Source organism: Autumnicola patrickiae (assembly GCF_031846525.1).
Classification (GTDB): Bacteria; Bacteroidota; Bacteroidia; order Flavobacteriales; family Flavobacteriaceae; genus Autumnicola; species Autumnicola patrickiae.
Map to the genome: position 1 here is coordinate 72,157 of NZ_JAVRHM010000006.1, position 13,594 is coordinate 85,750.

A 13,594-nucleotide genomic window follows, 5' to 3' on the forward strand; every position below is an offset into this window, starting at 1 on the left:
ATCGGCATAATAACTTTCGTACTTCTAACTTCATCACCTCGTACCTCAAATCACATTCTCTCCGGAACCTGGATTCCTAATAAAGCGAAAGAAGATTTTATTACATTTCCGACGGCTTGCGATAATTGTACTCTAAAAACCTTCTCTGCCAGTTCGTCTGCGCCCAGAATAGTCACATTTTGATAAAATGAATTAAATTCTTTCACCAGTTCGTAGGTATAATTCGCGATAAGCGCCGGACTATGATTCTCTGCTGCCAACTGCACCGTTTCAGGATAAAGCTGAAGCTGCTTTATCAATTCTTTCTCCTTGTCGTGCAATTGATAGTCTGCCGGGACATCTTTCCTGTGGTCAAAACTGACTTTTCTTATAATTGACTGGATCCTGGCGTAGGTGTACTGGATAAACGGACCGGTATTTCCCTGGAAATCCACCGATTCCTTTGGATCGAATAAAATCCGTTTTTTAGGATCCACCTTCAGGATATAATATTTTAAGGCTCCAAGGCCAATGGTGCGATACAATTCGTCCTTTTCTTCCTCAGAATAGCCGTCTAATTTTCCTAATTCTTCAGAAATAGTACGCGCTGTTTCCTTCATTTCAACAATAAGATCATCGGCATCTACAACCGTTCCTTCGCGGCTTTTCATTTTTCCGCTAGGTAAATCCACCATTCCGTAGCTAAGGTGGTAGAGATAATCTGCCCAATCGAAACCAAGTTTTTTCAGAATAAGGAAAAGCACTTTAAAGTGATAATCCTGTTCGTTTCCTACCGTATAAACCATTCCGTTTATATCGAAATCCTTTACTCGTTGGATGGCGGTACCAATATCCTGCGTCATATAAACCGCCGTGCCATCGCTTCTAAGCACAATTTTCTCATCCAGGCCTTCGTCTGTAAGATCTATCCAAACACTGCCGTCGTCTTTTCGATAAAAAACTCCTTTTTCCAGCCCCTGGTTTACCACGTCTTTCCCGAGAAGATAGGTGTTACTTTCGTAATAATTTTTATCAAAATCCACTCCCAATGCATCATAGGTTTTCTCAAAACCATCGTAAACCCACTGATTCATCTTTTCCCAGAGCGCAACCACTTCAGGATCTCCCGCTTCCCATTTAAGCAGCATTTGTTTTGCTTTAACCAAAATAGGAGCGTCAGCTTTTGCAGCTTCTTCAGAAAGACCTTTTTCCTTTAACTCAGCAATTTCTTTTTTGTATTCCTGATCGAATTTTACGTAATAATTTCCAACTAATTTATCTCCTTTAAGCCCTGTCGATTCAGGAGTTTCTCCATTTCCGAAGTGCTCCCAGGCCAGCATGGATTTACAAATATGGATTCCGCGGTCATTTATAATCTGGGTTTTATAGACTTTATTTCCGGCAGCTTTAAGAATTTCTGAAACCGAATAGCCTAATAAGTTATTCCGGATATGGCCAAGATGTAAAGGTTTATTTGTGTTTGGCGAGGAATATTCTACCATAATTCCTTTGGCATCCTGAGCCGGAAGAAGAATTCCGAAATCTTCCCTGTTCTTCATATTTCCGAAGAAATTGAGGTAGAAAGAATTACTCAGCACAATATTTAAAAATCCCTGCACCACATTAAAATGGGAAACCTCAGCAACATTTTCCTGAAGATAATTGCCAATTTCCTGCCCTAACTTTGCAGGATTAGTTTTGACCTGGCGCAACATAGGAAACGTAACCAACGTTACATCACCCTCAAAATCCTTACGGGTAGGCTGAAATTCTACCTGGTTGATTTCAACATCATGAATTTTTTTAACAGCTTCTTTTACGTGGGTTGCAAGAATGCTTTGGATTGCCATTTGGTCTTATGTTTTTTATAATTAAAATCTGAATAAGAAGGTGCAAAGATAAGAGAAATTAGATGTTTGCCTACAGGCTTTACACTCAAATAGCTATCTTTAATGTTTGGGTGAAGGGTAAAAGTGGAGTTCATGCCTTTAAAAAATTTTTAATTATGGAAGAGGTATATTCCAATTTTGAATATCTAAAAAATGATTGGAACTTTACAGCGTTACATCAAATCAAAAGGTGAAAAATAACTTTTTATTTTCCCTCTCTCATTTTATCTGATAAACAACAGACACTTCTTCTTTGCACCTTCTAAAATCCTACATATCCTTCCTCCTAAAAAGCCAAAACCAGCACGGGCTCCACTCCCCTTTTGTTTATGCACTGGTGACAAAGTGTTTTTATGATAAAGAAAAGTATCCAGCGTATGATCTTCTAAAATCCTTCCGGAGAAGCTTACTGAAGAATGATAATTTCATCAAAGTAACCGACTTTGGTGCGGGAAGCAGGGTTTTCAGTTCTGATAAAAGAAAAATTTCAGCAGTGGCAAAGAATGCAGGGATTTCGAGGAAGCGTGCAAAGCTTCTTTACCGGCTGGTGAACTACCTTGAATGTAAAAATGTGCTGGAACTGGGAACTTCGCTCGGAATAGCTACTTCAGCAATGGCTGCGAATAAAAGCACTAACGTGCTGACTGTAGAAGGTTGCCCCGAAACGGCAAATATTGCCCAACAGCAATTCGACAGATTCGGATTAAATAATAATATTCAGATGAAAATTGGCAAATTTGAAGATGCGCTGGAGGAAGTTGTTGGTGGAAAGTGGAAAGAGGAAAGTGAGTCAGGACTCAGGAATCAAGAGAAAGGAGGCAAGAGACGACAGAGAGGAGAGTGGAAAGTGGAAAGAGAAAACAAGAAAGAGAAAAGAGAAGAGCAAACGGCAGGAGGAGAAACAAACAACAATTTACAAACTACGAATTACAACCTGGTATTCTTCGACGGAAATCACCAAAAGCAGCCTACCTTAGAATACTTCCATAAATTACTGCCTGCTGCTAAAAACAATTCAGTTTTTATTTTTGACGATATTCACTGGTCGCCGGAAATGGAAGAGGCCTGGGAAGAAATAAAAAAACATCCTGAAGTCACGGTTTCCATAGATACTTTTTACTGGGGACTTATTTTCTTCAGAATAGAACAGGCCAAGCAGCATTTTGTTATAAGACTGTAGACTGTAGGCTAATTAAATCAAAAAGTCAACGAGTTTAAATTTAATGAGTTTCCTTTTGCAGTTCCTCTTTTCCTTCTTCACTCTACACCATAAAAATTGTACAGTTGTAACAAATCTCTTTAACTTGCGTCTTATCCTTTGAAAACAGCTTTACAAATGAGCAGAGTCATCGAAATTACCAGCATTACCCGTGATTTTCCACTGGGCCAGGAAACCGTGAAAGTACTTAAAGGAATCGATCTGAAAATTGAACGTGGAGAATACGTGGCATTTATGGGACCTTCAGGATCTGGGAAATCTACTCTTATGAATTTACTGGGTTGTCTTGACACTCCAACTTCGGGATCTTATATCCTCAACGGAAAAGATGTAAGCAAGATGACTGATGATGAACTGGCTGAGGTACGGAACAAAGAAATTGGTTTTGTTTTTCAGACATTCAACCTTTTACCACGTACTACCGCCCTGGATAATGTTGCTTTACCTATGGTTTATGCAGGATATTCAAAAACTGAAAGGACTAAACGGGCAAAAGAGGTTCTTACCAACGTAGGTCTTGGTGACCGTATGGATCACAAGCCCAATCAACTTTCCGGCGGGCAAAGACAGCGTGTTGCTGTTGGCCGCGCCCTGGTGAACAAACCTTCAATAATCCTTGCCGATGAACCTACCGGAAACCTGGATTCCAAAACTTCGGTAGAAATCATGCACCTTTTTGATGAAATACATGCTGCGGGCAATACGGTTATCCTGGTAACTCATGAAGAAGATATTGCAGAACATGCACATCGCATTATCCGTCTTAAAGATGGTATTGTAGAAAGTGACGAAAGAAAGGAAGTGATAAGCAGGTAATCCTGAAAAGTTTACTTATTGTTGATTGCTTATTGTTTATTTGACTTTTCCCATTCACGTAAAACTTTCTTATCTTCGTGAAAAGAACCCAAGATGCTTGATTTTGATCAGGAAACCTGGCTTTACCTTGCTATTATCGCTGCTATTTTTATCTACTTCAGCAGGAACTCGAGACGCGCAAAGAACAATCGGAAAAATAGAAAAAACAGAAATTTTAGAAGAAGGTATTTGGAACGCAGAAAGCAGGAAAAATCTGAAGAAAATTTTCAGGACAAAAATAAAACATGAAAATATACACCAGAACCGGTGACAAAGGAACTACTGCGCTATTCGGCGGTACCCGCGTCCCGAAACATCATATTAGGATTGAAAGCTACGGCACTGTAGACGAACTTAACTCCCATATTGGACTTCTACGCGACCAGGATATTGAAAATTATATTAAGCAAAACCTGATCAAGATTCAGGACCGTCTCTTTACAATTGGGTCGATCCTGGCTACAGATCCCGAAAAGGCTGTGCTTAAAAATGGACAACAGCGGTTATCCATTCCGAAAATTTCTGAAGAAGACATAGCGTTTCTTGAAGAAGAAATGGATAAGATGAATGAGGAACTTCCCGAAATGACGCATTTTGTACTTCCGGGCGGTCATCAAAGCGTGTCATTCTGTCACATCGCACGTTGTGTTTGCCGTAGAGCAGAACGTTTAGCCACAGCTCTTTATGAAATTGAAGCTTTTGACGATTTGGTTCTAAAATATCTCAACAGACTCTCTGATTATCTTTTTGTGCTGGCACGAAAATTGACAAATTACTTCCAGTCGGAAGAAATAAAATGGATCCCACAAAAATCCTAGAAGTTTCATTTTCCCTCTTCTAAAATTTATTTTTGCAAAAATTAAGGTTTTAGAGTAAGTTCTTAACGGTATTGAATAATTATAAGATTTTTTTCTTGGCTATATCAGCAAAAAATTTATTTTTGCAAAAATTATAAACCAGATTCGATCATGTATTGGACTTTAGAATTAGCATCTTACTTAAGTGATGCGCCATGGCCTGCCACAAAAGATGAGTTAATAGACTATGCAATTAGAACGGGTGCGCCTTTAGAAGTTGTTGAAAATCTACAGGCCATCGAGGATGAAGGAGATTCCTACGATTCTATTGAGGAAATTTGGCCAGACTATCCCACAGATGATGATTATCTCTGGAATGAGGATGAATATTGACACGAACCATTAGAAATAAAGCAAAAAAGTCTCCAAAGTGAGGCTTTTTTTTTGCTTACATTTGAAACATATTAAAACAAAAAACTTATGAGTTTTTTAGATTCTGTATTAAAAGTATTTGTTGGCGACAAATCGAAAAAAGACGTCAAAGAAATACAACCCATAGTTGACCAGATAAAGGCATATGAGTCTGAATATGAAGCGCTGGGCCTTGATGAATTACGAGCGAAAACTGCTATGTTTAAGGCAAAAATTGCAGATGCTTTAAAAGAAGTGAACGAAAAGATAATAGCACTGGAAAAAGAAGCAGATGAATCTGAAGATATCACCCGCAAGGAAGATATTTACGTTGAAATTGATGCTTTAAAAGATAAATCTTATGAAATTTCAGAAGGTGTTTTAAATGAGATTCTTCCCGAAGCCTTCGCTACTGTTAAAGAAACCGCCAAACGATTTGTAAATAACACTCAGTTAAGGGTAAAAGCATCTTCTTTTGACCGCGAAATTTCTGCTGAAAAAGATTATGTGAACCTGGATGGTGATTATGCAGTATGGGACAACTCCTGGGATGCTGCCGGGAAACCGGTGACCTGGGACATGGTTCATTATGATGTTCAGCTAATTGGTGGTGTTGCAATGCACCAGGGAAAAATTGCAGAGATGCATACCGGGGAAGGTAAAACCCTTGTGGCCACCCTCCCAATGTACCTCAATGCCTTAACGGGTAAAGGGGTTCATCTTGTAACCGTTAACGATTACCTTGCAAAAAGGGATAGCGCCTGGATGGCTCCAATCTTCGAATTCCATGGTCTTAGCGTAGATTGTGTAGATTATCACCGCCCAAATTCCGCAGCAAGAAGAAAAGCATACAATGCCGATATCACCTACGGAACCAACAACGAATTCGGTTTTGATTATCTAAGGGATAATATGTCCCATGCACCAAACGATCTTGTACAGCGCCCGCATAATTACGCTATTGTTGATGAGGTGGATTCTGTTTTAATTGATGATGCCCGTACGCCACTTATTATTTCTGGTCCTATTCCAAAAGGTGACGTTCACGAGTTTGATCAGTTGAAGCCAGCCGTTGCCAATATTGTTGAAGTACAACGCAAACACCTCGTAAAAATTCTTGCTGAAGCGAAAAAACTTATTGCTGCAGGAGATACTCAGGAAGGTGGAAAACAATTACTTAGGGTTTATCGCGGACTTCCAAAAAATAAAGCTCTCATTAAATATTTAAGTGAAGAAGGAATTAAGCAGTTACTGCAAAAAACCGAAAATCACTACATGCAGGATAACAACCGCGAGATGCCTAAAGTTGATGAAGAACTTTACTTTACTATTGAAGAAAAGAGCAATCAGATTGACCTTACCGATAAAGGAATTGAATTCCTTTCCGGGGAGAACGATCCCGATTTCTTTGTGATGCCGGAAATTGGTATGGAAATCGCAAAAATTGAAAAAGAAGGGTTGCCAAAAGAGGAAGAAGCAGAAAAGAAAGAAGAACTTTTCCGTGAATACAGCGTAAAAAGTGAGCGTATCCATACGATGCGCCAGTTGCTTAAATCTTATACTTTATTTGAAAAGGACACCGAATATGTGGTGATCGACAATAAAGTTAAGATTGTGGATGAGCAAACCGGTCGTATCATGGAAGGTCGTCGTTATAGCGACGGGCTGCACCAGGCTATCGAAGCAAAAGAGAATGTAAAAATTGAAGATGCCACACAAACTTTTGCAACGGTAACGCTTCAGAATTACTTTAGAATGTACCGCAAACTTTCGGGTATGACGGGTACTGCGGTAACCGAAGCCGGGGAGTTCTGGGAGATATATAAACTTGATGTTGTTGAAATCCCAACAAACCGTCCTATTGCCAGAAATGACAAAGAAGATTTGGTTTACAAAACCAAACGTGAAAAATATAATGCAGTGATCGACCATGTTACCGATCTTTCCAAACAGGGAAGGCCGGTTCTTATTGGTACAACTTCCGTGGAGATATCGGAATTACTGAGCAGGATGCTTAAACTTCGAAGTGTTCCGCATAACGTCCTGAATGCGAAAATGCACAAAAAGGAAGCAGATATTGTTGCTGAAGCCGGTAAATCGGGAATCGTGACCATCGCCACCAACATGGCAGGTCGTGGTACCGATATTAAGCTTAGCAAAGAAGTGAAAGATGCCGGTGGTCTTGCCATTGTAGGTACAGAGCGTCACGATTCCCGTCGTGTAGACAGGCAGTTAAGAGGTCGTAGTGGACGACAGGGAGATCCGGGAAGTTCTCAATTCTATGTTTCCCTTGAGGACAACCTGATGCGTCTCTTTGGGTCTGACAGGATTGCGAAATTAATGGACAAAATGGGTCTTGAAGAAGGTGAAGTTATCCAGCATTCTATGATTTCCAAGTCTATCGAACGGGCTCAGAAAAAAGTGGAAGAGAATAACTTTGGGATTCGTAAACGTCTGCTGGAATATGATGATGTGATGAACGCTCAAAGGGAGGTGATTTACAAACGTAGATACCACGCCCTTTTTGGGGAGCGCCTGAGAGTAGACATCGCAAACATGATATTTGACACTTCGGAAGCTATCGCTGAAACAAACAAAGCGGCGATGGACTATAAAAACTTTGAATTTGAGCTTATCCGATACTTCTCAATGAGCTCTCCTGTTTCTGAAGAAGAATTTGAAAAAATGACGGTTCAGAAAATAGCAGGCGAAGTTTATAAAGCTGCATACAAACATTACGAGGAAAAGATGGAACACAGCGCTTCCAGGGCATTCCCCGTGATCAGGCAGGTTTATGAAGATGAAAGGAACAATTTTGAACGCATCTCGGTTCCTTTTACAGATGGCAGCAAAACCTTACAGGTAGTCACAAATCTGAAGAAAGCTTATGAAACTGAAGGAAAGCAGCTGGTAAAAGATTTTGAGAAGAATATTACCCTTGCAATCATTGATGATTCCTGGAAAACGCATTTAAGAAAAATGGATGAGCTGAAACAAAGTGTTCAGCTGGCAGTTCACGAACAAAAAGATCCGTTATTAATCTATAAGTTTGAAGCTTTTGAACTTTTCAAAACTATGCTGGATCAGGTAAACAGGGATGTTATCGGATTTCTGTTTAAAGGAGAAATTCCTGAAGGAAATGTTTCTAATATTCGGGAAGCACAACAAACGAGAAGACGTGAAAAAGTTGAAGCTTCTAAAGAGGAAATCCAGAATATAGATGAGAGAGCTGCTCAAAACCGTGCTGCAGGACAACGGCAGCAACCAAAGCCTCAGGTTACAGAAACTGTTGTTAGGGACAAACCTAAAATTGGTCGTAACGACAAAATCACGGTAAAAAATGTAATGACTGGTGAAAATAAAACTTTGAAATATAAACAAGCTATCCCCCTGTTAGACAAAGGAGACTGGGTACTTGTGGAGAATAAATAGATCGTAGACTAGACTGTAGACGAAATAAAAAATCCCGAAAAACTGAAAATGGTTTTTCGGGATTTTTGTTTGCCCTATGTAGTCCGTAGCAATTAACTACAGGCCGATAAAAGCCATTTTTGAGGCAATGCTAAAGTGAGCTAATTACAGAAGTTTTCCTCCTTATAAAACAGGGATAGCTGATGGTGGAGGTGGTATGGTCGATAATTGCCATTTTTGAGATCCTCTATTAACCACAGCAATGAAAATTTAAACAGTGAAATATTCAATTGACAAAAAAATTTTAAACTTAAAACTTGATTAATATTATTTAAAAAGAAATTATTTAATTTTGCTTTAAAGAAGGCAGTGCTGGCATAAAAGAAAATTCCTGAATTAAAATCTATTTGCTTTCGTCTTTTACAACAGACCACTTTAATTAAATTTTCAACAATATTAATTTTATTGATCAAATAGAAAGCGATCCAATTTTGGAAAATTTTTGATACTACTAAAATTTCCTTTTTAAAGGGAGAGTGGGAAGTATCTCATTAAAATGTTATTAGGTATTGATTTAATGCAACATTTATAAGGTGACACTTCAGACCCCCGGCTTATACTATAATGACCTGAAAATACAATAGTACCTGCGAAAGGCAGTTAGCCCCAATACAAGAAATTTCGAATAATATAAAAACCAGAATTCCACTTTTAAGGATTCCACATCCCTGTTCATTTAATGAAAAAATTACCTCCAAAAAAGACTTTTCTAAATCTTTTGAGTATCATTGCAACCCTACTCTTGTTGCACATAGGATCCTATTTGTACCTGGAAAATAATAATCTTGATCCCGAAAGCTTTTTCTTTAGGAAACTTAATTTTAATAATGAAAGAAATTTACCTACTCTATTTTCTGTAATACTGCATTTATCAGCATCATATTTGCTAGCCGCTATTGCGCTTAGTAAGCTGCAATTAAAGAACAGAAAATGGTTTTGGGGTACATTGAGCCTGGTATTCCTATTTTTAGGACTGGATGAATTATTTACAATTCATGAAAGAATACCCACAAACACTTATAGCTTTGAAGAAGAAAGTATATTTTTCTATAACTGGGTTGTTACCTACATCATAGCTATAATTCTCCTCGCTGTTATCTTTGCAAGGCCGCTATTGTCCCTACCAAAAAAGACCTTGTTTCAATTTATATTTGCCGGTGTTATATTTGTATCTGGTGCTGTCGTACTGGAAAGCATAGCCGCAAACATCGTATTTCAGAGAGAATTAACTCATGAAGAGGTGACATTAGATCCGGTTATTTTCACACTCGCTACATTTGAAGAACTTTTCGAGATGTTAGGAGTGGCTTTGTTTATATATGCCCTGCTGGATTTTATGAAAAAATATAGAATAGACCCAAAGCCAGTTGAAAAATTGCAATAGCAGCCGTATAAACTCCCCTCTCCTTCTTAAACCGAATTTGTTACGTAAGAGTAAATTGAATACGGGTCGATAATTGCCATTTTTGAGGCAACGCTAAAATATGAAAAAAAGGCACCCTTCCTTTTAAAGAAGGGGGACCAAAGGTCGGGGTGATCAGCGGGTACTCAAAAACCTAAATCTTAAGCAACAAATTGGGATCGGGACAGTTCCTTAGGTACAACTCAATTTCTTTTTTGGAGGCGACTCCCGGAAAATCACCAGAATTTCCCATCAAATCTTCCATGATCTGAAAATGTAAATGCGGAGCATAATCTCCGTTCTCCAAAGGTTCACCAAGCTCTGCTATTTTCTCAAATTGTGCTATTTCCTGTCCTGCCTCCAGTCCCAGAAGTGACTTTCTACTTAAATGACCATATAAAGTATAAAATCTTCTATTTTCCACTTCATGCTCCAGGATAATTGTAGGCCCATAATCCCCAAAATTGTCGTTATCACGAAAACTGTGGATTTTTCCGTCCAATGGAGCGAGTACGGCAGTTCCTTCTGCAGTCCAGATATCAAGGCCAATATGAATATTCCTGTTCAGGAATTCTTCAGTGTTCCTGTTAAACAGATTGCTCCTTTTATAGAGGTTTCGCACTTCATTATAGCCTCCGTAAGCTGCTTTTTTATTGGCTTTTCCCAGGGAATTGTTCATAAAAACCGAAAAAGCTTCAGAAGAAAGCATTTCAAGCTTCAGTATTTCAGGATTATTTTCAGAAAGATCTATTGCAACATAATCTTCCTTTTCCAGGTCTTCAACTACTGGCGTAAATCCTGTGGTAAGACTGGTAATAAATTCAGCAAAAGTTTCAGTTTTCATCCGGCATTTTTTCAGCAAAAAAGATCGTGTAAAAATGCCCAATTTCGTCCTTTTGAAATTTTGCATTTTTAGACGACCTTTTTCTATCGACCAAAAATAAGTTTAGATTTTTAATTTACCAAAACATCGCTGAAACTTGCCTTAATACTTACAGTTCCTGACCCATCCCTGCTACGGTTAAATCCATTAAGAATAACATTATCATAAGTTTCTGTAGTCTTAAGCTGCATCGACTTTGGGTAATTGATATCGCTCTGGGTCCCATCATAATTAAAGTTAAAAGCAGTATCGGGCAATGAAAGTTTAAGGTCGCTGTTCTCGAGTGTTATCCTAAGGTTTTTAAATCCGGGAGCTAATCTTACAATATTTAAATTTCCAAAAGATCCGGTGAGTATACCTGTTTCTGAGATTTCTCTTATAATCACATCGCTGGAATTAGAACTTAATTTTATACTTGTAGCTCTGTCTATAATACAATCCTGTACATAATCTGTATTTAAAATACCATAATCCCATTGCCCGATCTTTACAGGAGAATAAGAAACATGTACATCGGTTTGCTTTCCTGTAAGAGTGCTCGCTATTAGTGATCCATGAGAAATACTTGCAACAAGGTTAGAGGTTGTGCCCGGGAGTTTAAGTTCTCCATGGCGCACATTTAGAACCAGGTTTGCGTTTTTGGGAATGCTTATCCTCATCCTTTTCTTCGCCTTAGCCCCATCACTGGATAAAACGATTACTTTACTGTCTTTATCTTCAAAACGGGCTTCCATTTCCTTACCAAATTGCTCACCCCATTTTTCCATTTCTTTACCAAAATTTTCTCCCCAGGCTTCCATATCTTCTCCAAACTTCTCTCCCCAAACTTCCATTTTAGCTTCAAAATCCTTCTCCCACTTCTCAGAATCCTTTTCAATTCTGGCAGCCCATGCTTCCATGTCTTTTTCAAAATCGTCGCCAAATTTCTCCTCTACTTCAGCTTCCCATTTCTTCATATATTCATCTGGGTTCTTCTCGTAAGCTTCAAAATCAAAATTCATGCTACCCATTTTTGACGTAAAATTCTCCGGAAGTGGATTCGCTGCGATATTCTGAATCATAGGCATCAGGTTTTCCATTAGCGGCCCCAGCATTTCCTGCAGCCCACCCATAGATTCACTAAATTCGGACATATTCATACTAATATCAGGCGTAACATTCCAGGATGCACCTCCCCCAGAAAAAATTTTTACATTATTTGAAGAACCTGAAACATCCAACTTCCAGCTTTTCATCAGCTGGTCTATTTCATTTTTATCTGAAGTTTCAGCATCAAGATAAGCCTCAACGCGGACTTCATTCTTATCCCATTTCTCCACAATAACATCGGTGTGCTTTGCATCCAGATTAACATTAACGTTTGCATTTGTTTTAAAACTTTGCACATGTTTCTTGGTTTGTGCCCCAACTCCTGCACTCATAAACCACAGCAGCAGCAGTATATAATTAAGCTTGTAGGTCTTCATAATTGTCGTTTTTTGATTCTTTAATTTCTTTAATCTTGTTCTTTAATTTAAACAGCAAATCCAGTCTTAGCTGAAGGTTTGCCACCATAGCTTCCACAGTCTGTTCATTTGGGCCACTTTCCTTAAGATCGGCATTTAGTCGCTTATATTCCTTATCCAATTCTGCCAGTTTGGCCATAAAAGCATCTATAAGTGCTTTATTATCATCTGTAATATTAAGGTTTGCCAGTTCCAGATTTAGGCTTGCCATATAATAATTCTCAATTTCCCTGTACTGAGGGGAAACATCGCTTAACTGAAATTGCCCTGCAGAATCCTGAAAATCTTCCTGTGGCGCCTCTTCTACTGGCGTCTCTACCATCCGGTTCTCTTCCATTGTAATACCCGGTCTAAAGAAAAACATTGCCACTCCAAATGCCACCACCAGTACAGCAGCTATTTTTAAATATATAAAGCTGTTTTTCTTCTTTTTTTGCGGTAATGCTGCATCCAGCTTCGCTTCAAAACGTTTCTGATGACCGCTTTTCAGTTGATGTGATTTGCGGCTTTCATCCTCATCTTTCCCGAACATGTCTCTAATATCCTGTGCCATTTCTTCTAATTTTTAATTCTTCCTGTAATTTTTTCTTTCCTCTGTGAACCAGTGTTCGTGATGAAACCTGACTAATTTCCATAATTTCTGAAATCTCTTCATGATCGTAGCCTTCTATAAGAAATAACATAAGAGGATATTTGTACTTTTTAGGCAGTCGCTCAATTTCAGCTTTTACTTCTTCGATGCCTATCCCATCCTGTACCTGCCAGTTATCATCCTCTTCTACCGTAGTCATCGTCCGTTCATTTATGGCCACTAATTCCAGTTTTTTCGCTTTCAGCTTATCCAGGCACTTATTAATTACGATCCGCTTTAACCAGGCGCCAAACGTAACTTCACCGTTAAATTGATGAAGTTTTGTAAAAGCTTTTATAAAGGCCTCTTGCATGGCATCTTCAGCTTCAAAAGAATCCTGTATAAACCTCGAGGCTATTAAGTACATGCCCTGGCTGTACTTATTGTAAAGCTTCAGTTGTGCCCTGCGATCATTCTGCTTGCAAGCCTCTATTAACTGATTTTGTAACAAACTCTTTGATTTTGGTTGGTGTTCACTTTTAAAGACGATCCTAATTTAATCATGTTGCAAAACCTTTCGATTTTTTTCTGAAATAAAATTAAAGCCAGCAA

The 13,594-nt window shown here is 38.7% G+C and carries 12 protein-coding genes; 7 read left to right on the top strand and 5 right to left on the bottom strand.

The annotated features are described in order from the left end of the window. Positions 1-50 precede the first annotated feature (50 nt). Complete coding sequence (gene argS / locus RM549_RS06890) at positions 51-1,829, bottom strand: arginine--tRNA ligase (protein WP_311683109.1); 1,779 nt, start codon at positions 1,827-1,829, stop codon at positions 51-53. Positions 1,830-2,205: 376 nt separating this feature from the next. Here argS and RM549_RS06895 point away from each other — a divergent pair, with 376 nt between their 5' ends. The 7 genes from RM549_RS06895 to RM549_RS06925 all read left to right on the top strand — a co-directional run bounded on the left by RM549_RS06895 (position 2,206) and on the right by RM549_RS06925 (position 10,005). Then, the gene (locus tag RM549_RS06895) at positions 2,206-3,048 is read left to right on the top strand and encodes an O-methyltransferase (RefSeq protein ID WP_311683111.1); all 843 of its coding nucleotides are present in this window, start codon (positions 2,206-2,208) and stop codon (positions 3,046-3,048) included. Between the two features lie 156 nt (positions 3,049-3,204). Beyond that, entirely contained in the window at positions 3,205-3,903 is a 699-nt protein-coding gene (locus RM549_RS06900) for an ABC transporter ATP-binding protein (protein WP_311683113.1), read from the top strand. A gap of 93 nt (positions 3,904-3,996) precedes the next feature. After that, the gene (locus RM549_RS06905) at positions 3,997-4,191 is read left to right on the top strand and encodes a hypothetical protein (RefSeq protein ID WP_311683115.1); all 195 of its coding nucleotides are present in this window, start codon (positions 3,997-3,999) and stop codon (positions 4,189-4,191) included. After that, on the top strand, positions 4,188-4,760 hold the full coding sequence (locus RM549_RS06910; protein ID WP_311683117.1) for a cob(I)yrinic acid a,c-diamide adenosyltransferase: 573 nt from the start codon (positions 4,188-4,190) through the stop codon (positions 4,758-4,760). Before RM549_RS06905 ends, RM549_RS06910 begins: the two co-directional genes overlap by 4 nt. Before the next feature lie 150 nt (positions 4,761-4,910). Beyond that, positions 4,911-5,132: a DUF2795 domain-containing protein gene (locus RM549_RS06915; protein ID WP_013070580.1), complete on the top strand. Its 222-nt coding sequence runs from the start codon at positions 4,911-4,913 to the stop codon at positions 5,130-5,132. 87 nt (positions 5,133-5,219) lie between these two features. Further along, positions 5,220-8,582 carry a preprotein translocase subunit SecA gene (gene secA / locus RM549_RS06920; RefSeq protein ID WP_311683119.1) on the top strand — a complete coding sequence of 1,121 codons (3,363 nt, stop codon included), beginning with the start codon at positions 5,220-5,222 and terminating at the stop codon, positions 8,580-8,582. A gap of 718 nt (positions 8,583-9,300) precedes the next feature. Continuing rightward, positions 9,301-10,005, top strand: coding sequence for a DUF8692 domain-containing protein (locus RM549_RS06925; RefSeq protein ID WP_311683121.1), 705 nt, complete (start codon positions 9,301-9,303; stop codon positions 10,003-10,005). A 172-nt stretch (positions 10,006-10,177) separates the two neighbouring features. On the opposite strand, the gene RM549_RS06930 is transcribed toward RM549_RS06925, so the two are convergent. From RM549_RS06930 to RM549_RS06945, 4 genes are all read right to left on the bottom strand, one after another. Next, positions 10,178-10,867, bottom strand: coding sequence for a peptidoglycan DD-metalloendopeptidase family protein (locus RM549_RS06930; RefSeq protein ID WP_311683123.1), 690 nt, complete (start codon positions 10,865-10,867; stop codon positions 10,178-10,180). 110 nt (positions 10,868-10,977) lie between these two features. After that, entirely contained in the window at positions 10,978-12,372 is a 1,395-nt protein-coding gene (locus RM549_RS06935; protein WP_311683125.1) for a YggN family protein, read from the bottom strand. Beyond that, complete coding sequence (locus tag RM549_RS06940; RefSeq protein WP_311683126.1) at positions 12,353-12,964, bottom strand: hypothetical protein; 612 nt, start codon at positions 12,962-12,964, stop codon at positions 12,353-12,355. The genes RM549_RS06935 and RM549_RS06940 overlap by 20 nt, the downstream gene beginning before the upstream one ends. Beyond that, a complete protein-coding gene (locus RM549_RS06945) occupies positions 12,948-13,493 on the bottom strand; it encodes an RNA polymerase sigma factor (protein WP_311683127.1) in 546 nt (181 codons plus the stop codon). The genes RM549_RS06940 and RM549_RS06945 overlap by 17 nt, the downstream gene beginning before the upstream one ends. Between the last annotated feature and the right edge of the window lie 101 nt (positions 13,494-13,594).

Excerpts from the sequence above, each read along its gene's own strand:
- RM549_RS06910 (WP_311683117.1), top strand. The coding sequence starts at position 4,188 with ATGAAAATATACACCAGAACCGGTGACAAAGGAACTACTGCGCTATTC.
- RM549_RS06925 (WP_311683121.1), top strand. The coding sequence starts at position 9,301 with ATGAAAAAATTACCTCCAAAAAAGACTTTTCTAAATCTTTTGAGTATC.
- RM549_RS06905 (WP_311683115.1), top strand. The coding sequence starts at position 3,997 with ATGCTTGATTTTGATCAGGAAACCTGGCTTTACCTTGCTATTATCGCT.
- RM549_RS06940 (WP_311683126.1), bottom strand. The coding sequence starts at position 12,964 with ATGGCACAGGATATTAGAGACATGTTCGGGAAAGATGAGGATGAAAGC.
- argS (WP_311683109.1), bottom strand. The coding sequence starts at position 1,829 with ATGGCAATCCAAAGCATTCTTGCAACCCACGTAAAAGAAGCTGTTAAA.
- RM549_RS06900 (WP_311683113.1), top strand. The coding sequence starts at position 3,205 with ATGAGCAGAGTCATCGAAATTACCAGCATTACCCGTGATTTTCCACTG.
- secA (WP_311683119.1), top strand. The coding sequence starts at position 5,220 with ATGAGTTTTTTAGATTCTGTATTAAAAGTATTTGTTGGCGACAAATCG.
- RM549_RS06935 (WP_311683125.1), bottom strand. The coding sequence starts at position 12,372 with ATGAAGACCTACAAGCTTAATTATATACTGCTGCTGCTGTGGTTTATG.
- RM549_RS06915 (WP_013070580.1), top strand. The coding sequence starts at position 4,911 with ATGTATTGGACTTTAGAATTAGCATCTTACTTAAGTGATGCGCCATGG.
- RM549_RS06930 (WP_311683123.1), bottom strand. The coding sequence starts at position 10,867 with ATGAAAACTGAAACTTTTGCTGAATTTATTACCAGTCTTACCACAGGA.